The sequence below is a fragment of the Paenibacillus forsythiae T98 genome (assembly GCF_000520735.1).
In the GTDB taxonomy this organism is placed as follows: Bacteria; Bacillota; Bacilli; order Paenibacillales; family Paenibacillaceae; genus Paenibacillus_AQ; species Paenibacillus_AQ forsythiae.
Window position 1 is genome coordinate 1 of record NZ_ASSC01000261.1, and the last position, 25616, is coordinate 25616.

A 25616-nucleotide genomic window follows, 5' to 3' on the forward strand; every position below is an offset into this window, starting at 1 on the left:
GGGCCCGGCAGCGAGTCCCGATAACGGGAACTCGGAAGCACCGACGCCGACCGCTTCCCCGGCAACCGGGGAGACCGGCGAAGAGAGCTTGCCGGGAGCCGAATAAAGGAGCTTCAATGGGCTGACCGTTGATTAGTCCAACTGGTTGCAAATCGGACAAGAACACTGAGAAACCGGAATTCATATATTATGAATATTAAGCTGCAGCAGCATAGCAAAAAGGAGAAAAGAAATGGGAAAGTATTTTGGAACTGACGGTGTGCGTGGAGTAGCCAACCGCGAATTGACAGCAGAGATGGCTTACAGCATCGGCCGCTGCGGAGGATATGTGCTTACTGCCAACGTGGAGAAGCCTAAGGTGGTTATCGGAATGGATACGCGGATATCGGGTCCGCTGCTGGAATCGGCACTCGTAGCCGGCATGCTGTCGATCGGTGCGGAGGTTATCCGTCTTGGCGTTGTAACGACGCCAGCCGTTGCCTATATTACGCGTCTTCTGAAGGCCGATGCGGGCGTTATGATCTCGGCGTCCCACAATCCGGTGGAGGATAACGGCATTAAGTTCTTCGGCGGGGACGGCTTTAAGCTGTCGGATGAGACGGAACTGCGCATTGAAGAATTGATGGATGCCAAGACCGATGAGCTTCCGCGTCCTGTAGGTTCGGGCCTGGGAACGGTGAAAGAGGACTTCGAGTCCAAGTATCTGTATCTCGATTATTTAAAGACGACGATTACGCACTGCTTCAAGGGTCTTAAGGTTGTGCTGGACTGCGCGCACGGCGCGGCGTATGAGCTGGCTCCGAGATTGTTCCGCGAGCTTGGCGCCGAAGTGATTGCTATCGGTGCGGAACCGGATGGACTGAACATTAATGACGGCTTCGGCTCCACGCATCCTCAGAAGCTGCGTGATGAAGTGTTGCGTTCTGGCGCGGATTTGGGACTTGCCTTTGATGGGGATGCCGACCGCCTGATCGCTATTGACGACCGGGGCGAAGAAGTCGACGGCGACTTTATTCTGTGCATTTGCGGCGACGCGATGAATCGTGCAGGGAAGCTGAAGGATGGAACCGTCGTCTCGACGGTGATGAGCAACATCGGCTTTTACAAGGCTGCCGAGAAGCTGTCCCTCAAGACGGCGAAGACGGCAGTTGGTGACCGCTACGTTATGGAGGAAATGCGCCGTGGCGGCTACAATCTGGGCGGCGAGCAGTCGGGCCATGTTATTTTCCTCGATTATAATACAACCGGCGACGGTATTTTGACGGCTATCCAATTGGTGGACACATTAGCGGCTTCCGGCAAAAAGCTCAGCGAGACGAAGTCCATGATGACCAAATATCCTCAGGTGCTTGTCAATGTGCGCGTGCAGGATAAGAGAAATTATCCGAATAATTCCGCGATTGAAGCGGCCATCATGGAAATCGAAGACAAGCTGGGCAGCAATGGGAGGGTGCTTGTCCGTCCGTCCGGAACCGAACCGCTGATCCGGGTGATGGCGGAGGGCCCGATTAAGGAAGAGCTGGACCTGTTTGTGGGGCAGATCGTGGAAGTCGTGCAGCGGGAACTGGTGTAGACTCTGATCCTCGAAGAGGTGGAGTGAGACAGCGCTGACTAGATTTTTTGTTGATAATGGCTTATCCTTACTAAATCCGGCCTTTGCGGCATACACTGTTCAGAGGCGGATTTTTCTGTAAATTTCACGGGAATTCTCAGGGTATGGCAATTGGTTAATTCATTTGCAAAAGCGCATTAGCCTGCATATAATAGACTATATTCATTTATTCGAGAAGGAAAGCGGGGATCGTGAGGTTACGTATGATAAGCGCCAGAGCTTGAACCTGCGCGGGGGAGAAGGAACAGCGATTAGGGCCTGATACAGCCCGGCGCTGATCCCGATCACGGCATACTCAAGCTGACGAGGTGGAGGTGTTCGAAATGTTCGGCGGGGACCTCCCGGTGAAGCGCCAGAGCCGTAAACATAAACGGAAAATGAACAGGGCAACCGTTCTGACAACGTTTGTGTGGGCGCAACAAGAGAACTTATTCATGGGTGTGCATCTATTGAGGAACGGGACAAATCTGCTTGCGGCAGAGGAAAAGACTGTGCATTTCCGGAAATAAGTTGATGTGACAGGTTATTTTGTTGGCAATCGGACAACAGAATATTTACTTCTTCTCAAGCATGCCGCACGGCACGTTTCTTTCCTCATGCCGCCTACCATATAATCCAATGGACGGAGGAAATTATTTATGTGTGGTATCGTGGGATATATCGGCAGTCAGAATTCTCAGGGGATCTTGGTAGAGGGCTTGAAGAAGCTGGAGTATCGCGGATATGATTCGGCAGGTATTGCCGTGTTCACCAAGGACGGTCTGCAAATCGTGAAGGCGCTCGGCCGCCTGGCGAACCTGGAGTCCAAACTGGAGGATTCTCCGCTTGTCGGCAGTGCCGGCATTGGCCATACCCGGTGGGCAACGCACGGCAAGCCGTCGGATGCCAATTCCCATCCGCATACGGATGAAAGCCATAAATTCTCGGTCGTTCATAACGGAATTGTCGAGAACTATCTGGAACTGAAGGAAGAACTGATTGCCGGAGGGTGCCATTTTTCTTCCGAAACCGACACAGAGGTTATTTCGCACCTCATCGCGCGCGAGTATGAAGGGGACATCGTCAAAGCCGTACAAAAAGCGATCAAATTCATGCGAGGCGCGTTTGCGCTGGGCGTCCTGACCGAATACGAACCGGATAAACTGGTTGCCGTACGTCAGGCAAGCCCGCTCATCATCGGTCTTGGCGAAGGGGAGAACTTTATCGGGTCCGATATTCCGGCTCTGCTGGAATACACCCGTAACGTATATATTTTGAATGACGGCGAAATGGCCGTACTTACAAGAGATGCTGTCGAATTGATGACCATTGAGGGGAATTTTATTTCTCGGGAAATGATTACTGTCGATTGGGATGCCGTAACTGCGGAAAAGGGCGGCTTTGAGCATTTTATGCTGAAAGAAATTTACGAGCAGCCGAAGGCTTACCGCGATACGATGCGCGGCCGGATGAATCCTGAAGGAACGAAGGCCATTCTGCCGGAGCTGAAGCTCACAGATGAGCAGATCAAGAATATCAAGAACATTCAGATCGTAGCCTGCGGCACCGCCTATAACGCTGGTCTTGTCGGACGCAATATGATCGAATCGCTGGTCCGCATTCCAGTTGAGAACGATATCGCATCGGAATACCGCTATCGTTCGCCAATCGTGTCGCCGGAGACGCTGGTGATCGTAGTCAGCCAGTCGGGTGAAACGGCGGATACGCTGGCAGCTCTGCGCGAAGGTCACGCGAACGGCGCCCATGTGCTCGCCATCACCAATGTTGTCGGCAGCTCCATCGCCCGCGAAGCGGATGATGTGCTCGTAACCTTGGCGGGACCGGAAATTGCTGTAGCTTCAACCAAAGCCTACACTTCCCAGATTATCGCCTTCGGCTTATTGGCTCTGCACCTGGCTGAAGTGCGCGGCACGCGGTCCGAAGCGGAAATAGCTCATATTTTGGCGGCTATGCAGGCTTTGCCGGAGCAGGTGGAAGCCATCCTGGAGCAGAAAGATGCCATTAAAGCCTATGCCGAGCAGATCTCGAAGCATGATCACTTGTTCTATCTTGGCCGCGGCGTAGACTACGCCGTTGCACAGGAAGGCTCGCTGAAGCTGAAAGAGATTTCCTACATTCATTCCGAAGCGTATGCGGCAGGCGAATTGAAGCACGGAACTCTGGCACTGATCGAAGAAGGCGTTCCGGTCATCGCTTTGGCGACCCAAGAGGCGGTCCTGGAGAAAACGGTCAGCAACATCAAGGAAGTGAAAGCCCGCGGCGCAGACGTGCTGGCAATCACGCATGAAGAGCATGTCACCGACCTGCTGAAATCCGTCGACCAGGCCTTCGCCATTCCGAAGACCTTGCCGATGCTGACCCCGGCCCTGTCCGTGGTCGTCCTCCAACTGCTGGCCTACTACGCTTCCCTGGCCCTTGGCCATGATGTCGATAAGCCAAGAAATCTGGCGAAGAGCGTTACGGTGGAGTAAGATAAAAGTCATAAACCAATAGAAAAGCATAAGCCCAGGAGGCTCCGGTGATGTGAGAAGTCACCGGGGCCTTTTTGTTTAAGGGGATGGAATTTTGTGTTGGGGAAGCTCCAAGAAAGTTTGAGTGTATGGGGAGTTCGTTTAAATTTGCTATAGTTGCCGTACGTAACGGCGTCAGCGCAGAGGTGTATCTCCGGTTATTGTTAATGGGCATGCTGTCATGCCGCCGGATGTACAGTGGTTTACGGATGATAAGATCCGCCGGAAATCCGCAAGCTTATTTACTGCTGTCCTTTATGAAAAAGGTTGAATTAAACACGCAAATTACGGTATTGACGACTTGAGTTTACAATGCGATAATAAATGTAAATTGTTAGAAGTAAATAGAATTAAATGGGAGGTGGTTCCGGGAATTCATCCAATAGGCTGGAATATCATTTTAGGAACTTTATTTAGCAGAGTCTCAACTTCAATGAGTATTCCGTTTCTCTCCATTTACCTTACACAAGTCAAGCACGTATCTCCTGCGATTACAGGTATTATCGTGGGCACGAGTTCGCTAATGGGTATTTTTACAAGCTTCTATGGAGGTTATCTGTCGGATCTTTTTGGACGCCAAAGGGTGCTGTTATTTTCTGCGTTTGCTTGGTCAGTCGTCTTTGCCCTTTTTTTCGTTGCAAACAGCGTCTTCTTGTTTTTTATTTCAAACGCTCTAAACGGGATTTGTCAGTCGATATTTGAACCTTCATCCAAGGCGCTGCTATCCGACATAAGCGAGGACAAGAACCGTCTGCAAATATTCAACCTGCGTTATACGGCCATAAATATCGGGGTTATTTTCGGCCCAATGCTAGGGCTTAAGTTAGGTTCCTCCCACAATACGTTTCCGTTTCTTATTGCAGGACTTACATATTTACTATATGGAGCATCGCTGGTCTTTAGCTTTAGTAAATTTAAGATTGAAGAACGGAAAGCCAATCCAGATCCAATTTCAATCCGTACAGCTTTAAATGTCACAAGAAAAGACACTGTTTTTGTCGTTACATTGGCAGGCATGATCTTATCCATTTCCGGGTACGCCCATTTTTCCTCCACATTACCGCAATATTTTGCCGAGAAAATGAAAAATGGAGCACAGTTGTTTTCTTTTCTCTTATCGTTGAACGCATTCGTAGCCATCACGGTTCAATATCCTCTTGTAAAAATAATGAAAAAGATTCATCCGTTGAATTCGTTAATTCTGGGAAATATTTTCATTAGTTTTAGTCTATTCTTCGTTCCGTTCACTTCAAACTCAATCCTTTTAATGATGATTGTACTTTTTTTCACAATTGGCGAGGTTTTAATATTCTCCATGATTGACTTTGTGATCGATGATCTGGCAAAGCCAGGCTTAAAAGGCACCTATTTCGGGGCATTCGGCTTTAACCGTTTAGGAAATGTGCTCGGTCCATGGCTGGGCGGTTTTCTGTTGAGCACTTTTCATAACGATTCTCTCTATATTTTTTCAACCATTTCTATAACCACTTTATTGGGAATTCCGGCGCTTGTATTTTCAAAAAATAAATTAAAGGCAGAGCGTGCGGTTAACGGGCCATTTTTTACAAACCATAGTTAGATACTGGACGAAAGTCTATCTCATTCGAATGGAGAGCTGCTTTATGGGGAAAAACATATTATTTTTCAATGCAACCTACATCAAAAAGATTCTCACCTTAAAGTCGGCGAAAGACTTGGGTTTGCAGGTTTCGGTTGTCGGGCCGGATTTACCGGAATGGTCAAAGCCATATGTCGATCACTTTATTAAGGCCAATACTTATGATATGGATGAAACGATTGCCGAGATTAAGAACAAGCATGAATCCCTCCAGTTTCATGGGGTCATTACATTTTGGGATCGGGATGTTGTGCCTGTCGCCATTACAGCTCAGACGCTTGGCTTAAAAGGAAGCAGGATTGAAGCCGCCGAACGGGCGAGAAATAAAGCAAAGATGCGCGAAAGTCTAAAATTTGCCGATGTTCCTCATCCCAAATTCGAAAGATTTACAAGCTGGGAGGAACTATATCGTGCCGCCACAAATATGACATATCCACTTATCATCAAACCGGTGGGGGCTTCGGCCAGCAAAGGAATATTTAAAGTTCCCCATTCGGGAGCTTTATATCAGCTCTTTGAAAAATTGGTGAAATCAGCGACACCCGATAACGATATCATGTTTTCTTTTTATCGCAACGAATATATTGTCGAGGAATTTATGGACGGTCAAGAGGTGAGCGTTGAAGGAGTCATTGCCGATGGAAGCATTTATTTTGCCGGAATAACGGAAAAATGGACGGATGATTTTTTTGAAGAATATCAGCATGCATTTCCAGCCAGGTTAACGAAAGCGTTGGGAGATGAAATATTGGAGGTGACCCGTAAGGGAATTGAAGCGCTGGAATTGGACAATTGCGGATTTCACGCTGAAGTCATGATTACTGGAGAAGGCTGTAAAATCGTAGAAATCAACGGTCGTTTGGGCGGGGACTTTATTACCACTCATTTGGTTCCTCTGGCAAAAGGAATTAATATAACGGAAGCAAATTTACTGGCCGTATTGGGAGGAAAATTCAGCTTCTCTCCCACTCGAAATAAGGGAGCCTGCGTGAAATTTTTGATTGCAGAGAAAGAAGGAATCGTAAAAGAGTGGCAAGGTGCAGAAAGTGTAAGAAACATGCCCGGCGTGATTGATTTTGTGGTGGAGAAACAACCGGGAGACTATGTGGGCTTGCCGCCAAGCAAATTTCATGATTCTCGTATTGCGTATGTGATCACCGAAGGTGAAGATACGGGGGCGGCAATTGAAAACGCTGAAAATGCTTTGTCGAAAGTGAGATGTTTAATTAATGAAGTCCAAACGTCTATTCCTTCTAGGAATTCCTGAAACGCATATCGAGAGAGCTATCACTCGGGCCCATAAATTAGGCATGGAAGTCATCGTGGGAGATACGCCAAGCTCGCTTGAAAAATATCAACATTTATTAAGGGAAGCTGATGAACGGGTCGCAGTGGATTATACGAATTACGATGAATTATTCTCGGTTACTCAAAGAATTCATCAGGGAAAAAAGCTTGATGCCATCTTTACCTTTAAAGAGGCGGGGCTGTACCACGTTTCAAAACTACAGCATGAATTCAAGATGTGCGGCAATCCTCCTGAAGTCGTTAGTTCTTGCCTGGATAAGTACAAGACACGGCAAATATTAAAAAATGCCGGTTTAAAGTCGCCAGGGTTTGCTTTATGCAAAAGCGTGGAAGAAGTCTATGAATTTTGGGGCCGTCACAACCATCCTGTTATATTGAAACCGAATAATCAGCAAGGCAGCATAGGAGTAATAAAGATCAATTCAACAGAAGAAATTGAAGGGTCTTTTAACGAGTGCCTGAAGCACAGCAAAGATGATGGAGCCATATTGGCCGAGGAATTTATCGACGGCAAAGAAATATCCATTGAAGCGGCGGTATACCGAAACGAATTGGAGCTTTTTGGCGTTACTGAAAAGTTTCTGTTTCCGGGGACGTTTGTAGAATCAGGGCACATGTCTCCTTATAAGGAAGAAAATCACCGGTTGTACCACAGATTTATTCAAAATGTCATCAGAATTCTAGGCATTACATTCGGTCCGTTACACATAGAAGCTTTTCATACCAAGGATGATCTTGTGATAGGGGAAGTTCATACCCGGTATGGAGGGGACAATATTGTAACCATAACCGAATTGGCGATGGACTGTGATATGCATACGCCTATTTTCTCTCAGCTTGCCGATGTGCCGTATACAGTAAAGTCTCATACATCGAAGTCAACCAGTGCCATAAGGTTCTTAAATCCATCTCCAGGCACGGTCCATTCTGTTGAAGTTGTGGAGGATCTTCATGATCTGGAAGGCTTGGTTGATTTCAATATTGATTGCAGGGCCGGGGATATTATTCACCCGATAAAGTCCAGTTACGATAGAGTCGGATGGGTTCTGGCAAAAGGGAGCACTCGTTATGAAACAAACTATACGCTGGATCAAGCCTTGGAGAAAATAAAAATGATTACAAAATGAAAAGGAGAGATGATGATGAGCAGCAAATCTGAAATGTTAAGAAAGGCTTTTAACAGCCCCGGATTAATCAAGGTGGCCGGAGCTCATGACGGATTAAGCGCTAAATTAGCCGAGGAGAACGGATTTGACGCTATATGGGCAAGCGGATTAGGAATTTCGGCAGTGCAGACCGTTCCGGATGCCAGTATTTTAACGATGACCGAGTTTTTGGATGCGGCCGTGATCATGAATGAATCCTGCAATCTGCCTGTTATTGCCGACTGCGATTCAGGCTATGGAAATATCCACAATGTAACTCGCATGGTTAACAAATATGAGGCTGCCGGTATTGCCGGAGTTTGCATCGAGGACAAAGTGTACCCGAAATTAAATTCATTTGATGACAGAAAGCAGATTCTGGTAAGCACTGAAGAATTCTGCGCAAAAATAAGAGCCGCAAAGCTGGCGCAAAAAAGTGAAGCTTTTGTGGTGATTGCCCGAGTAGAAGCATTAATCGCCAAACTGGGGCAAGAAGAAGCGTATGCCCGGGGGAAAGCCTATGCACAAGCCGGTGCCGATGCGATTTTGATTCACTCGAAGGAGAAAACACCGGACGAAATCATAGAGTTTATCCAACAATGGGATTTGGACACACCGATCGTTGTTGTTCCCACCAAATACCCCAATATTTCCATGAATGAACTGGAGGAACTGGGGGTTAAAGCTTCTATCTATGCCAATCAAGCATTGCGGGCAACCTATAGAGCCATTGACGATACTTTTAAAAGTATCATAAGCAATCAATCAACTGTGCCAATCGAGGAGAACATTTCTACAGTTGACGACATCTTCCGTATACAAAGCGTGCCTGAAATGAAGCAATTGGAAAATACAATTTATAAGGAGTACGTTAAACAATAAGAAGAGAGGGGCGAAACCATTGATTAAGCGTCTTTCAAATCGAGCAAGCATTATTAGTCCATCTGCAACGATGTCTTTAAATGCCAAGACGAAAGCCTTGATCAAATCCGGCAAGAACATCATTAATATGAGCGTTGGGGAGCCGGATTTGCGTCCGCCTATGTCGGCCTCGTTAGCCGGTATACAGGCAATTGTAAATGGTCAAACCGGATATACGCCGGCTTCAGGGCTGATTGAGCTTAGAGAGGCGATTGCCCAATACTTGGTGGAGAAAACCGGAATAAGCTATGAGCCGACCCAAATTGTTGCCTCCGCCGGCGGGAAACAACCCTTATATAATACATTTCAAGTGATTTGCGACGAGGGGGATGAGGTGATTTTGCCCTCTCCTTACTGGGTATCGTATCCGGAACAGATCAAATTGGCGGGAGCGACTCCGGTTATTGTCCGCTGTGATGAAACCACTGATTTTAAAATGGGGCCCGAACAGCTCGCGCAACATATTTCAGGCCGAACCAAAGCGGTTATAATTACATCTCCCAACAACCCTACCGGCTCCGTTTATTCCAGAGAGGAACTTAAGGAAATTGGGCTTGTGTTAAAAGATCGCCCCGGTATTTATATTATTTGCGACGAGATTTATGACCGGTTCGTCTATGAGGGAGAACATGTCAGTCTGGTATCGCTTTTTCCGGAATTATCAGACCGGATTATCCTAACGAACGGCTTCTCTAAAGTATTTGCCATGACTGGATGGAGGCTCGGTTATACGGCATCCTCATTGGATATTGCCGAGGCGATATCGAGCTTTCAAAGTCATGCAACCGGAAGTCCGTCCACGATTTCGCAAATTGCCGGCATCGCTGCATTCGATAGCTTTGATGAATCTATGGTGGCAGAATATCGAAACCGACGCGATCTCCTATTAAGCGGGTTGAATAAAATAGAGGGAATAGAATGCAGCGTCCCTCAAGGAGCCTTTTATGCCTTTCCAAAGGTTTCGAATTTTATTGGCAGCGAGTTTCAGGGAAAGCAGATTTCCGATATCAATCAGTTTTGTGATTTATTATTGGAAGACCAGTTGATTTCAGTTGTCCCTGGTTCTGCGTTCGGTGAACCCAATAACATCAGATTGAACTTCGCCGTATCCACCGAACTGATCCTTGAAGCAATACAACGGATTCGGAACTTTACGGAAAAATTGAATTTTCTTGAAACCAAGTCGCGGCGTTTATAAGAAAGCTGCATCATTCAACCCCTTTAGATATGACGGTCTAAAGGGGTGTTTTTATGAAATGATCTCCGCCGATAATGGGAAAATTAAGAAAAGTTAATTAACCCTCAAAACGTTTACCGGAACGGAATATCAGGTTGCTGTGATGACCCGCATGCTCGATGCAAAATCGGTGTTACCGTGTTCAGGAAATAAAGTGTATAAGCTTTCTATCTATACGCCTGGCTCTGTTTTGTTCAGCTAGCTGGTTACGCATTACCGGCCCGTTAGTGCAAATAAATACAGGACAAAAGTATGTCGTGTGATTAGGGCTTTTGTTGTATTATAGGGGGAGACTTCCTAATTATTTCTGGGTAGTTAAAACTGGTAGATTGGTCTTAAAGTCGATCTGTAGAATAAGAAACGGCAAATCCGTACGAAAGTCGGAGACGCAAAGCCACGGGTCTAAGCAAGGTCGCTCCTTGTACGACAGCCGGGTTGCCTATACTCTTCATGGGTTGGCTTTTTTTTGCTGCAATTATATTAAAGTGTTAGAGAGGGAGATTGTGTGTTGGCGAGGTTATTAGGCAAGATTGCATTTATCGTTATGTTCTTTGTAGTACAAGTCTTATCTTTCTCAGGGGTCTCCCATGCGGGAAGCGAACCTTCTCTGCATGACATTAATCGTCATTGGGCAGAGGCAGAAATAAACGAATGGGTGGGCAATGGATTAATCTCGGGCTACGCCGATCGAACCTTTCAACCGGATAAAGTCATTACGAGAGCTGAATTCATAGCGCTAGCGAACAAAGCGTTTGGTTTTTCCCATAAGGCTGACTCCACCTTTCCAGATGTTCCTCAGGGAAAATGGTACTATAACGATGTAGCTAAAGCGAAATTTACCGGCTACATTTCGGGATTCGGAGACGGCACCTTCGGGCCTGATCGACCGGTTACGAGAGAACAGTCTGCCAAAATCATTTATCAGCTTATGCAGCTGGAAGGTGTGACTGTGGCCAGAGATACTGCGGCCTTTCAGGATGAGCAGCAAATGTCCGCCTGGAGCAAACCTTACATACAAGCAGTTGCCTCCAAGGGTTATCTGAGAGGATATCCTGATAGAAGCTTCCGTCCTCAGAAACCGATCACAAGAGCTGAAGCTGTAGTAATGCTGGATCAAGCTGTAGGACAATTGGTCCACCAACCTGGAACGTATGAACCGAAAAATCCGGTTGAAGGGAACCTGACGATCAACAGCGGCGGCGTCACCATAAGGAATGCTGTGATTAAAGGCGACCTCATCCTGGCGGCGGGGATCGGCGAGGGGGAAGTGCTGCTTGACCGCGTGACCGTTGAAGGCAGAACGATTGTGAACGGCGGCGGGGAAAACAGTGTCGTCATTCAAGATTCGACGATGAACCAGATGGTGGTTCGCAAGGATCTCGGCAGAGTCCGAATTTTTGCGAAGGGCGACACAAGCATAAGCAACACCATCGTTCAATCGGGAGCGAAGCTCGAACAAGAAGAAGGAAACGAAGGCTTCAAATCGGTTTCCGTTGAAAGTACGACGGTAAATGATGTCGTGCAATTTGAGGGGACTTTTATAAAAGTTGCAGTAAAAGCGACGGCAACGATCGAAATTTCCGATCAATCCACCATAGCTCTGCTTGAAACTTACGCAGGCTCGGAAGGGTCTGCCATCAAGCTGCTGGACAATGCCGTCTTGAAGGAGATCATTCTGCAGGCAGCCGCGAAGGTAGCGGGAGAAGGAACAATCCTTAAAGCTGTGATTAATGTGGAAGGCGTAAGCTTCGAACGGACGGTGAAGGAGTATATTCTATCGGAGCTGGTGAAGCATGTTGTAATTAATGGAAAGGAAGTGGGGAGTCCCCCGGTTCCAACCGTTTCTTCGCCAGGAGGAGTGAATACTTCTCCGGGACCGGTGACTCCGACACCCGTGTCTCCGGCACCCGCATCTCCGGCACCCGTGTCTCCGGCACCCGTGTCTCCGGCACCCGCATCTCCAGCACCCGTGTCTCCGACACCTGTATCTCCGGCACCTGTGTCTCCGACACCTGTACCTCCGGTCGTAGATCCTGGAAATCCGGGTTCTCCTGAGCAACCGCCTGGAGAGCAACCGGCCCCCGAACCGGGTAAGGTGCTGGATGTTAGAGCGGCTTTTATCGTACAGGACAAGCTATACACTTTATATGAAACAACCGACGATTATTCGGACGTGAAATGGAATGTTACAAATTCAGTCACACAGGATACGTACAAGACCGAATATGCCGAAACGGTGGAAGACGTGGGGATCTACAGCATTTCAGGCGGAGTGCTTCCTCCGGCGCCGTATGATGTGACCCATCCGGACTCGTCCCAGCACTATTCAGGAGTTATGTTATCCAGCGTTACGGTTAACGACAGCGTGTATGCTAAAGTGTATTACAGCGGCGACGAGATGATCACTTACCAAATCAATGACAGCTACGCCGTCCATGATCTTGACAACCAACTGCCGGAACAAGCGGTTCCGCTCACTACGGGGGATACGTTGGCGATGGTTTATGGGGATCAATTTCAGGTTTTTGCAACATGGAACGGGAGCGACTGGGAGCTTGTCGCGATTAACGATCAACTGGAAGCGCCGACCCATCTAGCGGCTTCTACGGTATCGAATAGGGAGATTTCACTGCAATGGGACCCGGTTGCGAATGCGGATCAGTACCGCATTTATTACAGCGCAACGCCTGACGGCGAGTTTGTTTCCTTAAAGGATCAATACGGTGAACCTCTTACTGTAACGGGAACGACTTATGTTGATGGCACGAATCTGCCTCATACGACAAGATATTATGTCGTTACCGCGGCGAAGGCCGGAATCGGCCTGGAATCGGGCCCAAGCAATGTTGCTTTTGCCACAACCTATTATAATACGCACATAGGCCTGGATTTTCAGATCACGGATACGGTAAGACATCCATCGGAGCCGATTCTCTATATCACAGATAAATCGAATAAGAAGCTTTATCGCGTCAATTACGCAACGGGTGATAAAGACTCCATTTCCTTTGCCCTGGCGCCGGAGAGTCTTACGTATGCAGACGGTAAAATCTATGTCTCCTTGCTGAAAGCGGAGCATTCTTCCTATACAGATATTGCGCAGCAGCAAGGCGCGATTGCGGTAGTGGACGCGGCCACCTTTACGCTTGCGGGTACGCACGATATTGCGATTGACCCATTCGATATCGCTGCCGATCGTTCCGGCCATCTCTACGTGGCCTCGGGTTCAGGGCAATGGACCGAGATCAGATCGTATGATTTAAACACCTTTGCGCAGATAGCCACAAGTGATATTAGGCAAGCGAGTTATATCCAAATGCATCCTGTATTGAATAAGCTCTATTCGATTACAACGGACACGTCGCCGAGAGACCTTAGTGCATATAATATAACGAACGGCCAATACGTTGAGCCATCCTACCCCGGCGGGTATGATTCACCGTATCATGGCGAGTACACGCTGACGAAGAACTTTACGATTTCGCCGGACGGAGCCTATATCTTTAACGGGTTCGGCAACGTATTCATGGCAACAAATAATAAGTACGACGATATGAAATATGTATACGGGCTTGGACAGCCGTTTGCCGCTGTCGCCTTTGATCTGCCAAACAACAAGTTTTATACGACTTGGAACAGTGCAATACAAATATATGATTACAACAACTTTAAGCAAACCGGCTTCTATCACTTGGACGGTGCCGCTCAATACGTATTTAACGATACCGACCAGCTGTTTGCTATATCTGCTCTAGCAGGAAAGAATATAATTGAAGTCGTAGAAAAGAACACGCTTGAAGCGGCCCCGCCCGCCAATGTGTCCGGTATCCAGCTGGATGGCAGGGTGGTCGACATTGCATATGACTCCGTCAATCAGAAAGCTTATGCCATTGACGAAGCGTTCAACAATCTCTATGTAGTGGATCTTCAAACGCAAAGCATAGCAGACACGGTCAAGCTTCCGTATCGTCCGGCTGGATTGACTTTGTCGGAGGACGGCTACAGCATTTTTATCGTGAATGACGATCTGAATCAGCTCGTAACGGAAGTTCGTCTGTCTGATCTCCAGGTTATAAGACATCTGTCATACACGTCAGTTAAGGATACCGGCGATTTCTCGGACAGACATATCTATCATAAGGCCGGTCTGCTATATGTCGTCATGGGGGATTGGGAGCCGACGCTGCTCACGTTCAATTCGGCAACCTTTGCATCCGTGAACTACGGAACGGCCATCAAAGGAGTTGGAGAACTGGCTTTCTCCGGCGATAAGAGCAAATTCTTTTACTGGTATCAGAATGGCTGGAGTGCTGGAAGTGCGGGCTCCAATGTATTTGCGTATTCCGTGAGCGGCAACAGCGTAACGAAATTGGGCCAATCCAATCTAGGTTACCCGAATTTCTTAAGAGATCCCCTGGATACCCCGGTTATTGTACTGGAAAGTCAAGGGAAACTGGTCGTAAAGAATAAGGTCTTTGATCTGAATAATGTTTCACAGGTCATCGGCACCTTACCGGAACCGATCTATGCAGCGAATTCTACGGGAGAGTTGTTGGTTGGCAAAAACGGGATTTACGATGCGGCTACGTATCAGAAGGTAGAAGCACTGTCGCTAGGCTCGGCAACGGAAATCTTCTTTGATCGGAACGGGAAGCTGTATTATCTCGTAAATGGCGCGCTGATGTCTGTTCAGAAGTAAAAACAATAATGACTCGTAAGAGGATCGCTTGAAATAAAGCGGGCTTTTTACGGGTCATTTGTTATGCTAGGGAGAATGTGGAAGTAAAATCGTTAGGGAGGTTGCTGATTACGACCCTGTTCTATTATATTGCCGCAAACCGTGAGCTTCCGACAGGCTCGTTCGGACAGAAGAAGACGGTTATGAAGCTTGGGGATTACCTGACCCATGTGAACCCTTCCGCCAGGAATCAGTTCGCTATGCAGAGATTGCTGGAGAAATATCCCGAGGACGAACAGATCATCGATATTTACGAGACGGTAGAGGATGCTGCAGGCATCTATGTAAGCGGGCCAATTTCCCATCAGGATACTTCGCATCTGCTCCGTTATCCTTGGGTGTATCAGGTTGACCCCGAAGGCGGCTCCTTCCGTATCAATAACGAAATGCAAAAATTAGCTCCTGACTCCTATCTGACCAGTAAAAAATGCTTGACGGAGCTGTTTGATTACCTGAACAGGAACATGGAGCCGGGCGATAGTATTGAGCTCTATTCCTGTTGGGCACATGGGGCGGAGCGTTTCTTGGAGCCGCGTCAACCGGAGCTTGATCTGGTCCTTGATCTGTCAACCTTTCGCCTGGAAGAGGAGTTTGCTTGGAGGGAGCGTCAGTATATTCTTGTGAAGAAGTAAAGGGCCGGCCTTCCAATCAGGTTGGCCCTTTTGTACAGCATGCCTGTCAAAGAAAACGCAATCCGTTCACCATCGTTTGAAGATGATCCTGATCCGCCCAGAGGATGAAGTACGGATATGCGGAGCCGTTAATGACAACAGGCTGTGGATATATAGCGATGAATGCGGATTGCCGCCGAAATTCAGGCGCTTGGTCCGGGGAAGGAAGGATGTAGCAGGCCTCCTGACCCTGCACTCGTCCCGGAACGATCCGAGGCGAGGCGCCGTAGGGCATTAGCTGATGATAAGCCTCGGAACGGCACACTTCGGGAAACGGCAGCTCGCTGGCCAGGGCGGAGACCTGGAAGAAGCCGTCCATACCCTCGTACCGGGTCTCGCTTACCGCCCGCCAGGCTGCGGGGTAGGGCAAACTGACCCGGTACGCTGCGCTCTGGAACCGGGCGTAGACTTCCGCCGGAACGGCTCCGTAGGACCATTGTACGGATGTAATGCTCCCCGCTCCGGAAATGACGCGGATCGGTGCGGGGTGACGGGTATTGATGATCCACAGCTCACTCGCAGTCCCTTCTCCCTTGCAGCCGGACAAGTATGCGATGGCTTCGCTGCCCGGGGACCAGGCGACAGGAGTTGCAAAGCAGTCGGAGACGGCCAGCATTTGTTGGCCCCCGCCTTGCGAACGTTCGGTTCGGATGGTCGAGAAGTAGCCTTTGCGAAGGACGAAATCAGTTGCGCTGTAAGCGATAATAGCGCTGTCCGGAGCCCAGGCCGGGTAATAATTTTTTGCCAGCGGCCCGCCAGTAAGCTCAGACACATTCCCTGTTTCGAGTTCAACGACATAGATAATGGAGATGCTTGCGCCGGGAGAGGTGAACAGGGCATAGGAGCCGTTCGGTGAGAGCTTAACATCGTTCTTGGGGCTGAGCGTATCGCGCGTAATTTGGCGCTGACCGGCAGCGTCGACCTGAATTTCATAAAGCTGATCGTTCCCCATGCTGTCTTGAGCCGCAAATAAAAGCTTATCGCCGGAAGGAAACCACTGCACATGCTTCGCGCCGGATACGGGCAGCGTTCTGGCGAAGAAGGTTGCCAGCTCATAGAGCACGATCCGGCCCTGCTTCGTGTAGCCGAGCTGCGCGCTGTCCGGGGACCAGGTGAGCGTAGTATAGGGCTCCAGTTGATCGATCTGCGTCAGGCTTCCCGAAAGTACGTCCAGAACGAACAGGATACCTTCTCTCCCGATAAACGCGATCCGGCGATTATTCGGGGACCAATAGGGCACGGAATAGGCGTCTGCCTGCCGATTCCCAGCCGCTGTGGATTGGCCGCTTACCGGATCAAGCAGCCATAGATCGTATGCGCCCCCGAAGTTTGAAACATAGGCAAGCCGGCCGATTCCGCCCGGAGGAGCATAAGGAATGATGAGGCGCATACCTGCGTGGATCAAGTCGGATGGCAGCCCGTTCGCTTGACGGATGAGCTCCGGTCTCCGGACGCCGCCGGTCATTACATTGTACCTGCCGGCCAGCTCGTATAATGTATCCCCAGGCTGGACCACATAGTAGGGGACGCCCGGCGGGATTATCAGCCATTGATCAATATAGATCGTGTAGGGCGGACTCAGCCGATTGGCTGCTATAACGGCAGCCATAGGGACGCCGTACGCTTGGGCAAGAGAATAGACGGAGTCTCCGGATATTACCTGAACCGTTGTCACGCCGGACGGAACCGATAGCTGCTGACCGGGGTAGATGATATAGGGAGACGAGAGGTTGTTCGCTGCGGTGAGCGCAGGGACAGGAACCTCCCACCTCTTGGCAATGGAAGACACGGAATCGCCGGGTCTCACGGTATAGAACGTCTGCACGAGGATAACCTCCTCCTTGAACCTGTTTGATACCAAGTGTATTCAGCAGACGGCTTAAGCAGAAGAACACGCAGAGCATAACCCGATCGAGAGGGTATAATATATATGCAGAAGAAGACACTAAAGGGGCTGCCTTGTGTTTATATAGAAAGTAGATGATTTAAAAATATCTTAATGAAAAATGGAGATGCGATGACAGAGATAAAAGCAACATCAAAAACAGGCTGGAACTTCGACAACAGTTATGCCCGTCTGCCGGAATCCCTGTTCACCAGACAAGCCCCAACCCCGGTACGCGCGCCGAAGCCGATTATTCTTAATGATCGGTTGGCAGCATCCCTGGGGATCAACGCTCAGGCGCTGCAAACGGAAGAGGGCGCGGCGGTGCTGGCTGGCAACCGGGTTCCCGAAGGCGCCGAGCCTTTGGCTCAGGCTTACGCGGGACATCAGTTCGGGCATTTTACCATGTTAGGGGACGGCCGGGCACTGCTGCTTGGCGAACAGCTCACTCCCCGGGGAGAGCGGGTGGATATTCAGCTTAAGGGCTCAGGCCGGACGCGATATTCCCGCCGGGGCGATGGCCGGGCGGCGCTTGGGCCGATGCTGCGCGAATACATCATCAGCGAAGCCATGAATGCGCTTGGTATTCCGACAACCCGCAGCCTGGCGGTGGTGACAACCGGGGAGTCCATCCTCCGCGAAACCGAGCAGCCTGGCGCGATTCTGACCCGCGTGGCTGCCAGCCACCTGCGGGTCGGCACCTTTCAATACGCTGCGGCATGGGGCTCCTCCCAGGACCTGCAAGCCTTGGCTGACTACACATTGAACAGACATTTCCCGGAGGCTGACGCTGAGGAGAACCGCTATCTTGCCCTACTTCGGGAGGTGATCCGGCGCCAGGCCGCGCTGATTGCCAAATGGCAGCTTGTTGGCTTCATTCATGGAGTGATGAACACCGACAACATGGCCCTCAGCGGCGAAACGATCGATTATGGTCCCTGCGCCTTCATGGATGTCTATGACCCGGCGACGGTATTCAGTTCGATTGACATTCAGGGCCGCTACGCCTATGGCAACCAGCCGCATATTGCCGCGTGGAATCTCGCGAGATTTGCCGAAACCTTGTTGCCGCTGCTGCATGAGAGCGATGCGGAGGCGGTTAAGCTGGCGGAAGCTGCGATTTCAGATTTTAACGAGTTGTATCATCGGAAGTGGCTCGGGGGAATGAGGGCCAAGCTGGGGATTCATAATGAAGAGCCGGAGGATGAATCCCTGATTGAAGATCTCCTGCGCATGATGCAAAAGGAGCGTGCGGACTACACCAATACCTTCCGCGCATTAACTTTGGACAAGCCGGAGGATACGGCCCTGTATGGCACGGGGGAGTTTACCAAGTGGTATGAGCTGTGGCAGGCAAGACTGGGCAGACAGACGGAACCGCGTTCATCGTCGCACCAGTTGATGCGAAGCAGCAATCCCGCGGTCATCCCTCGCAACCACCGGGTAGAAGAGGCGCTGGAGGCTGCGGTGGAACAAGGTGATTACAGCGTGATGGAGCGCCTTCTGGATGTTCTTTCGCAGCCCTATGCGTACTCCCCCGAACAGGAGGATTACACCACGCTGCCTGAGCCATCCTCCTGTCCTTACCGGACCTTTTGCGGTACCTGATCCGGAAGCATTAGACCAACGAACAGGAAAACTTTATAATAAGAGTTACAGAAGAGGGCTGACGTTTGGCCCTTTTTTATATGACCTTCTTTAAACTCGGAATAGGGATGATGCGATTTTGGATATCAGGATAATTCACACAGAACAGGCATGGAAGCTGCGCCATGAGGTCATGTGGCCGGAGAAAGAGCTTGATTATGTAAAGCTTCAAGATGATGAGGAGGGGACTCACTATGGGCTTTTTGAAGGGGAAGTGCTGATTGCGGTGGTGTCTCTGTTCATTCATGGAGCGGAAGCGCAGTTCCGGAAATTTGCGACGCTGGCTTCTCATCAAAATAAGGGATATGGGAGCAGACTGCTGCTGCATATGCTCGGGGAGGCAGAGCGCGCAGGCGTGAACCGGATCTACTGCAATGCGAGAATCGGGAAGGCTTCGTTTTATCAAAAGTTTGGATTTACTGTAACCGAACACACCTTTACTAAAGGCGGCAAAGATTATATTGTGATGGAACGGTTCTTCGGGACTCCTAAATTGCGTTTACAAAGGAGAGATTAAAGCGATGTACGAGCATCTTGTTCTGTTCAAGTTGAGCAGTGACGTTACACCCGCCAGACAACAGGAATTGGTGAACACTTTACTCTCATTCAGGGATCGTATCCCGGGTATATCCGATATCAGCGCAGGGATCAACGTAACTGAAGAAACGGATAACATTCACGGCTATACGCTCGGACTTCGGGTCACATTCGATAGTCTGGAGTCGCTGCGTTCCTATGGACCGCATCCCGTCCATCAGGAATTTGTGAACTCGCTGGACGGCATATTGGACAATGTGATCGTTGCCGATTACCCGAAGGCTTAAGGAGGGATAAATGATGGGAATCAAAATAGCCACTAACGATGACCTCCAATGGGTAAATGAACAATACGAGCAGGTAGGGTTTGTACCGAGCAACCTGGAGAATGAAACGATTGCAATAGTCGTACATAATGACAAATATGCAGGCGTAGGCAGAATTGTATATCTTAATGAAGAAGAAGCCGAAATTGGCGGGATCTACATTTTAGATGAGTTCCGGGGATTATCGCTTGCTAAAGAGCTGGTGGGTTACCTGGTTAGCCGAGCTGAACAGAGTGGATTAAGAGCGGTGTACTGCCTTCCGTTTGAAGAGTTAAGGGCTTTTTACGAGAAATTTGGTTTTAAAGAGATAGACGATGAGGATCAACCCATAAACAGTCTTATCCTAAAGAAGCACCAATGGTGCAAGGAGAAATATGAGAAAAGGGTGCTATTGCTAGTGTCATCAAGCGCTCGGCTCCCAGGCTGTCGCGGGGAATCGAAGTAATAGGCTCGAATACCCCGGGAATTTATCAAATCATTCAGGTGAGGAGGCGAGGCTGATGAATTTCTATTTTCGTGATAATTTTTTTAATGCCGGTTTCACAGAGATCTTGAACGAACAGGAAGAAATCGTCGGCCATATCGATTTGAAGAGCGCTTTTGGGTGGGCGATTGATGTCTATGGCCCGGACGGCCAGCTGTTGTATAAAGGAAACTTTCCGATCCTCTCAGGCAAATGGGAGGTTACCGACGCAGACGGGGGAGAGGTGGGTGTGCTCCGAAGCAGATTTGCATTTTTCAGCAAGAGATTCACCTATGAAACCGATGGACGAGGGAGTTATGAGATTACCTCTCCGGTATTTTCCAAGGAATATGAGATATCGGATGAAGCCGGGTTTGTTGCTGATTTCAAGCAAGTGAACGCTTGGTTTTGTTCCGGGGCTTATCTTCTGGACAATCAAAGCGACGCTCTGGATACGTATGAGCTTGTAGCGGTGATTATGGGAATGCACACCATTCAGAAAAGACAGAACTCATGAATACGCCAGGTGAAGGCTGCTCTCCCGTCAATCGACGTTGGAGCAGCCTTGTTGCTGTTTAGCTCTCGTTCTTGGGGATTCCATTTAGACTTGGGACGTAATCGGCAGCTTTATGGTTCCGGAGCGTCTGCGGTTCTTCAGTGAAATGAGCGTTATTCTGTTGATTGTGTTTCTTGTCTGCATGGTTATCTTCGCGGTCGTATTTGGGATCGGCGCTATTCTTGGGCATGACATTCACCTCCATCTTCTCACCTCTAGTATGGGGAGGCGGTTTTCATTTTATTCCAGCGGCCCGGGCGCCTCCTTCAACTGCATGCCATGACTAAAATGATTGCGCAACAACCGGCTTATGAATAACGGATTTCGCAGAAAAAGCCGGGTGAGCGGCAGGAATTCCCTCCTGTGCTCCCCGGCTGTTATTTCATCCTCTTGGACTTCTGCTATAAGCCCAGCTTGTGGCCTTTCTCCAGACGCTGGATCTGCTGCTCTCCCGTATCCGCCAGTTCTCTGAACTGGTTGATCGTTTCGCGCATTTTGGGGAGGGCCTCCTGCTTGTAGGTGCTGATCGAATCCAGAGCCGACAGCACGTCGGTGAAGGCCTGTTTTAGCGTATCTACGGAAATACTGGTTTCAAGCGATTGCTTATGGATCGCCGCGCCCTGCTCCTTCAGCATTCTGGAGGTGCCGCTGATCAGTTCATTGGTCGTTTGGTTCAGAAGCTCAATCTTCTTGAGGACAATCCTTTGATTGTAGAGCGCGCTCGCCACCGTAACCGAGATTCTCAAGGCGGAGATTGTTACGGTTCTGGCTCTGTCCACCCCGCGGATCAGCTCCTTGTTATTTCGGATGACAACCTCGATGGCCATGATGCCCTGCTGATTGACGACGAGCATTTGCTGGAGATCCATCACGCGCTGGCGCAGCGGGAACAGCACTTCTTCGGTAATGAACCGGACTTTATCCTCCGACTCATTGCGTGATTTTGCCGCTTCAATCTGGGCCTCGATTTCTTGATCCATCAGCATGCCAAGCTGGATTTCCTTCTGCAGCCTCTTGGTCAGCTCCCGCAGCGCCTGCTGTTCAAACTCCAAAGTCGTATTATCATTCTTTAATACCGCCTTGCCTTTATCCAAAGAGGTGATAATGTCCGAAATGACCGCATCCGCCTTCTGGTACTTGGCAAAGTAGCTGCGCAGCGGGTTAAAGAACTTGCCCAGAAAGCCGCTCTTCGCAAAATCCACTACGCTCGGGTCCAGATCCTTCAACTGGAACTGCAGTTCGGTCAGACCCTTGGCGACCTGGCCGCCTTCATCGCCCGTTCGGGACAGGTTCCCCACAGATACCTGCAAAAGAGAATTTTTCTCCGACGATGACCGCATCGTGTTCATCCCGAAGCTATCAATGGATTCCAGTATTTCTTTGCGCTTCTCCAATGAGTCGACATCCAGCTCCAGGATCGCGGAGACATTGTTGGCCGCCAGCTCCTTGAGCTGGGCTACTTCCTCGGGCACAGGCTTAACCTGCTCTTCAATCGCCGACTTGATCTTCTCCGGATTGATGACCTCCATTGTAAATGCCATGGTAATCCCTCCCTAAAATAGAAATCACATTTGAACGTTGAGCAGGTTGCCGATCTTGTACACCACATCGTCGGTATCCGCGTTGATGCTGGCCGCCTCGTTAATGCTTGAAATGCTTTGCAGCGCCTTGATGTTCGCATTATAGCCAATCGTGTATACCGGAATCTTGAAATTCTCGATTAATCCCCTGATATCGTCGAGTGAATGTCCTTCATTCGTTTCCCCGTCGCTTAACACAAAGATCACGGGTTTCACATCGGGATTGACCGCCAGTTCGTCTTGAAGCATCTTCATTGCCACCACAATCCCGTCAAAGGTAGCTGTGCCGCCGCCGGCCTGGAGGCTGTTAATCGCTCCGACAAACATCGACTGCTGATTCGCGTCGTACTTCCCTATTGGAAGAAGGATTGAAACTTCACTGGAGTAGGAGACAAAGCCAATGCTGTTGTCCCGGCCCAGGTACTTCTGACCTTTTAATAACGACTCCTTCAACCGGTTCAGCGGCTCGCCGTCCATGCTGCCGGACACATCGGCTACAAATACCGCCGCAATCGGCTTGCTCCCGTTCTTCTTTTCCTTCCACAGCTTCTGTGCGGAGGAGAGGAGCGCGCCGTCAACCGCACCCAGCTCGGAATGATAGTCCTCCAGGCCGTTGAAGCCCTTGTCCTTGGCCAGGCTCTGAAATTTGTCCTGCTGGACAAACTCCGCGAACTTCTTAATGATGTCGAGCTTCTCCTGAGGCAAATCGCCCAAGGCGTAGAGCGGGCTGTCATGCCGTACGCCAAACGGAGTGAACACATAGCCGCTCTTCAGATCCGGCGCGTTCACATAGGTTTGGTACTCCAGAACAAAGGCGTCAAGCATCCCCGTCTTGGCCGCGTCGCGCATTTGCAAAGTGGTGGAAGCGGTAAAGGGGACGTTGGCCTGGAAGCGCTCGAACCCTTGAACCGCCTTGTCTCCAAGCAAATTGGAGCTGTCAAAAGTCTGCAGGGCGGTCACCAGAAAGTTGAGGCCCGTGGAACTCGCGAAAGGATCGGTGTACCCCATGGCCAGCTCGTTATTCGCTATGGCGTCTGTAACGGTCTTGATGTTTAAAGCCCCGTACTTATCCACCAGTTCATCATATTTTTTCTTGGTGGTCACAATACCGGCCACATTCCCGGCAAGACGCTTCGATACGAGCTGTGTATGGATGCCTTGCGACTTCACCATTTCTCCCCACAGCTCATTGGAAGGGGTGAACGCATCCGGCACATATTTGCCCGATTTTATGTAATCTGCGGCTGTTCCCGAAGCAATATTGCGGATCTTGACGGAAACGGGCTTCCCATTTACGACGATGTCGGACTTGTTGAAATCGGTCGCTGCTTCATTCAACCACCCGTCCACGCCAGTTCCTGACTTCTCTGTAGACGAGAAAATCTCTACGAAGCTGTCCGTTGTGTTGGTTACAGAGACAGGGAACTTGGAGATATCGGGCAATGAATCGCCGACAGACGCCGGATCAAGGTCGATCTGGCCTTTGACCGGGGCCGCGGCGGTTGCCGAAATGCTTTTGTACAATTTATCCAGCTGCTTGGCAGCGTCTTCGGCCGTGACCTGTGTCTGGCTTTTGCCTAAATTGGAGGTCAAGCTGATTCCGAAATACACCAGAGCAAAAACAGCCGCCGCAATCACTCCCAATACTACAAACGCTTTACCTTTTCGAGCCATGCTCATCTCCCTTTCATTGCTTATAGAACTTAGTTTGCTTGATCAGCGCATCCATTTCCTGCATGCAGGGCATATTCTCGATATCTTTATAATCGGTGCTGTCCAGCAGAGAAATCTCCAGCAGCAACTTGTCCAGCTTCAGCAGAATTTCTTCATTGGCTTCAAGGTATCCCGATACGTAGGCCAAGTACTCGTTGTGCAGAGCCGTTTTTTCTTGCACGAGCCTGCTGGAGAGCTGCGTGGGCTTGCGCTCGCTGGTGAAGCTGGAGAATTCCGAAGGGTCGAATACCCCCAGCTTGTTGAGAATACCCCGGATATTCAGATAAAACAGCTGCCGGACCTCCTCAATTACGGACTGGAACTTCCGGTAGCTTAACTCCGTTTGATTGAATCTCTGACCCAGAATATCCGACAAGGAGCTGTTCTTCTTCTCCAGCCGCTCCAACTGGTCCAGGGCAAGGGAAATATCCTTCTTTAACCCCTTAGTATTTCGGTAACGGTTCAGCGCGGCCATATAATCCTCATGCGTCCTGATGTCTTTCACCGGCGCAGCGGCGGGAGATTTGAACAGTAAAATATAACTTCCGTACAGCAGCACAAGGAGGCTCATCACCAGCAAGGTTATGCCCGAAGCAGTCTCAAGGACGCTTTCACCTCCGATTTCCACCCCTAATAAGCCCGGCGACAAGATTAGAATATTCAGGGCCGCAACTCCGGCAATAAGCCCCAGCAGCTTCATAATTCTTGAGCTATTCAAACGACGCACCTCCTATGTCTAGGATAACCTACTTCCAATATATAGGGCTATGATTTTAAAATTGCCGAACAGAGGTATAACATTGAATACGCCTGTTCATTCAGATCGATGCATAATTTTCTGTGTCAGCGGGCAAAAACGCAAAAACCAGCAAGCCTCCGATCGTTCGGAGGGCTTGCTGGTTTTTTCTTCTATAATATATCCGCAATCCGGCAGGCCGTTTACACTTCATCCGATGGACAAGCTGGCGACCTTGGTCAACCGGGATTCATCGACGGCGACTCCCAGTCCGAAGCCTTCGGGGACGGATACGGCCCCGTTCGATACCGTAAGCGCGCTGGCAGGATCGTCTTCAGGACGGACCCGCTGAAATCCCCACACTTCAAAATGGGCGGCGCGCGAAGCCGCCGCGATGTGCAGCAGGGCGGCGG

At 49.6% G+C, this 25616-nt stretch carries 20 protein-coding genes and 1 riboswitch; of the genes, 14 read left to right on the plus strand and 6 right to left on the minus strand.

The annotated features are described in order from the left end of the window. Positions 1-232: 232 nt before the first annotated feature. The 9 genes from glmM to L692_RS0108885 all read left to right on the plus strand — a co-directional run bounded on the left by glmM (position 233) and on the right by L692_RS0108885 (position 15721). Positions 233-1573 carry a phosphoglucosamine mutase gene (glmM, locus tag L692_RS0108835; protein ID WP_025699076.1) on the plus strand — a complete coding sequence of 447 codons (1341 nt, stop codon included), beginning with the start codon at positions 233-235 and terminating at the stop codon, positions 1571-1573. A 677-nt stretch (positions 1574-2250) separates the two neighbouring features. Then, positions 2251-4083 (plus strand): glutamine--fructose-6-phosphate transaminase (isomerizing), encoded by a 1833-nt coding sequence (glmS, locus tag L692_RS0108845; protein ID WP_025699081.1) that lies wholly within the window; start codon positions 2251-2253, stop codon positions 4081-4083. A 388-nt stretch (positions 4084-4471) separates the two neighbouring features. After that, complete coding sequence (locus L692_RS0108855) at positions 4472-5701, plus strand: MDR family MFS transporter (protein WP_036722861.1); 1230 nt, start codon at positions 4472-4474, stop codon at positions 5699-5701. Positions 5702-5744: 43 nt separating this feature from the next. Further along, entirely contained in the window at positions 5745-7007 is a 1263-nt protein-coding gene (locus L692_RS0108860; RefSeq protein WP_025699086.1) for an ATP-grasp domain-containing protein, read from the plus strand. Further along, complete coding sequence (locus L692_RS0108865) at positions 6970-8175, plus strand: ATP-grasp domain-containing protein (protein WP_025699088.1); 1206 nt, start codon at positions 6970-6972, stop codon at positions 8173-8175. The genes L692_RS0108860 and L692_RS0108865 overlap by 38 nt, the downstream gene beginning before the upstream one ends. 15 nt (positions 8176-8190) lie before the next feature. After that, entirely contained in the window at positions 8191-9075 is an 885-nt protein-coding gene (locus L692_RS0108870) for an isocitrate lyase/phosphoenolpyruvate mutase family protein (protein WP_232238754.1), read from the plus strand. A gap of 19 nt (positions 9076-9094) precedes the next feature. Continuing rightward, positions 9095-10312 (plus strand): pyridoxal phosphate-dependent aminotransferase, encoded by a 1218-nt coding sequence (locus tag L692_RS0108875; RefSeq protein WP_025699093.1) that lies wholly within the window; start codon positions 9095-9097, stop codon positions 10310-10312. A 391-nt stretch (positions 10313-10703) separates the two neighbouring features. Further along, a riboswitch (cyclic di-GMP riboswitch) is annotated at positions 10704-10794 on the plus strand. A 65-nt stretch (positions 10795-10859) separates the two neighbouring features. After that, entirely contained in the window at positions 10860-15050 is a 4191-nt protein-coding gene (locus tag L692_RS30555; protein ID WP_025699095.1) for an S-layer homology domain-containing protein, read from the plus strand. A 101-nt stretch (positions 15051-15151) separates the two neighbouring features. Continuing rightward, positions 15152-15721 (plus strand): hypothetical protein, encoded by a 570-nt coding sequence (locus L692_RS0108885; protein ID WP_025699096.1) that lies wholly within the window; start codon positions 15152-15154, stop codon positions 15719-15721. A 46-nt stretch (positions 15722-15767) separates the two neighbouring features. Here L692_RS0108885 and L692_RS0108890 read toward each other — a convergent pair whose 3' ends face one another. Then, positions 15768-17585 (minus strand): LysM peptidoglycan-binding domain-containing protein, encoded by a 1818-nt coding sequence (locus L692_RS0108890; RefSeq protein WP_025699098.1) that lies wholly within the window; start codon positions 17583-17585, stop codon positions 15768-15770. A 192-nt stretch (positions 17586-17777) separates the two neighbouring features. On the opposite strand from L692_RS0108890, the gene L692_RS0108895 reads away from it, so the two are divergent. From L692_RS0108895 to L692_RS0108915, 5 genes are all read left to right on the plus strand, one after another. Next, positions 17778-19253: a protein adenylyltransferase SelO gene (locus L692_RS0108895; protein WP_025699100.1), complete on the plus strand. Its 1476-nt coding sequence runs from the start codon at positions 17778-17780 to the stop codon at positions 19251-19253. 118 nt (positions 19254-19371) lie between these two features. Then, positions 19372-19809 carry a GNAT family N-acetyltransferase gene (locus L692_RS0108900; RefSeq protein ID WP_025699102.1) on the plus strand — a complete coding sequence of 146 codons (438 nt, stop codon included), beginning with the start codon at positions 19372-19374 and terminating at the stop codon, positions 19807-19809. Between the two features lie 4 nt (positions 19810-19813). Further along, on the plus strand, positions 19814-20116 hold the full coding sequence (locus L692_RS0108905; RefSeq protein ID WP_025699104.1) for a Dabb family protein: 303 nt from the start codon (positions 19814-19816) through the stop codon (positions 20114-20116). A 13-nt stretch (positions 20117-20129) separates the two neighbouring features. Then, positions 20130-20600, plus strand: a complete 471-nt coding sequence (locus L692_RS0108910) for a GNAT family N-acetyltransferase (RefSeq protein WP_025699105.1) — start codon at positions 20130-20132, stop codon at positions 20598-20600. A 55-nt stretch (positions 20601-20655) separates the two neighbouring features. Beyond that, positions 20656-21135 (plus strand): LURP-one-related/scramblase family protein, encoded by a 480-nt coding sequence (locus L692_RS0108915; RefSeq protein ID WP_025699107.1) that lies wholly within the window; start codon positions 20656-20658, stop codon positions 21133-21135. A 58-nt stretch (positions 21136-21193) separates the two neighbouring features. Here the strand turns inward: L692_RS0108915 and L692_RS32545 are convergent, their stop codons facing one another. From L692_RS32545 to L692_RS32550, 5 genes are all read right to left on the minus strand, one after another. Next, complete coding sequence (locus L692_RS32545) at positions 21194-21364, minus strand: hypothetical protein (protein ID WP_198027729.1); 171 nt, start codon at positions 21362-21364, stop codon at positions 21194-21196. Between the two features lie 211 nt (positions 21365-21575). Beyond that, positions 21576-22715, minus strand: a complete 1140-nt coding sequence (locus L692_RS0108925; RefSeq protein ID WP_025699109.1) for a toxic anion resistance protein — start codon at positions 22713-22715, stop codon at positions 21576-21578. A 24-nt stretch (positions 22716-22739) separates the two neighbouring features. After that, positions 22740-24428 (minus strand): vWA domain-containing protein, encoded by a 1689-nt coding sequence (locus tag L692_RS0108930; RefSeq protein WP_025699110.1) that lies wholly within the window; start codon positions 24426-24428, stop codon positions 22740-22742. 13 nt (positions 24429-24441) lie between these two features. Then, positions 24442-25194 (minus strand): hypothetical protein, encoded by a 753-nt coding sequence (locus L692_RS0108935; RefSeq protein WP_312001193.1) that lies wholly within the window; start codon positions 25192-25194, stop codon positions 24442-24444. Positions 25195-25413: 219 nt separating this feature from the next. Further along, positions 25414-25616, minus strand: a 203-nt coding sequence (locus L692_RS32550) for a hypothetical protein (protein ID WP_036722859.1), incomplete at its 5' end; no start/stop codon positions are given.

Coding starts and splice junctions, on each gene's coding strand:
- glmM (WP_025699076.1), top strand. CDS start 233: ATGGGAAAGTATTTTGGAACTGACGGTGTGCGTGGAGTAGCCAACCGC.
- glmS (WP_025699081.1), top strand. CDS start 2,251: ATGTGTGGTATCGTGGGATATATCGGCAGTCAGAATTCTCAGGGGATC.
- L692_RS0108860 (WP_025699086.1), top strand. CDS start 5,745: ATGGGGAAAAACATATTATTTTTCAATGCAACCTACATCAAAAAGATT.
- L692_RS0108865 (WP_025699088.1), top strand. CDS start 6,970: ATGAAGTCCAAACGTCTATTCCTTCTAGGAATTCCTGAAACGCATATC.
- L692_RS0108870 (WP_232238754.1), top strand. CDS start 8,191: ATGAGCAGCAAATCTGAAATGTTAAGAAAGGCTTTTAACAGCCCCGGA.
- L692_RS0108895 (WP_025699100.1), top strand. CDS start 17,778: ATGACAGAGATAAAAGCAACATCAAAAACAGGCTGGAACTTCGACAAC.
- L692_RS0108905 (WP_025699104.1), top strand. CDS start 19,814: ATGTACGAGCATCTTGTTCTGTTCAAGTTGAGCAGTGACGTTACACCC.
- L692_RS0108910 (WP_025699105.1), top strand. CDS start 20,130: ATGGGAATCAAAATAGCCACTAACGATGACCTCCAATGGGTAAATGAA.
- L692_RS0108915 (WP_025699107.1), top strand. CDS start 20,656: ATGAATTTCTATTTTCGTGATAATTTTTTTAATGCCGGTTTCACAGAG.
- L692_RS32545 (WP_198027729.1), bottom strand. CDS start 21,364: ATGCCCAAGAATAGCGCCGATCCCAAATACGACCGCGAAGATAACCAT.
- L692_RS0108925 (WP_025699109.1), bottom strand. CDS start 22,715: ATGGCATTTACAATGGAGGTCATCAATCCGGAGAAGATCAAGTCGGCG.
- L692_RS0108930 (WP_025699110.1), bottom strand. CDS start 24,428: ATGGCTCGAAAAGGTAAAGCGTTTGTAGTATTGGGAGTGATTGCGGCG.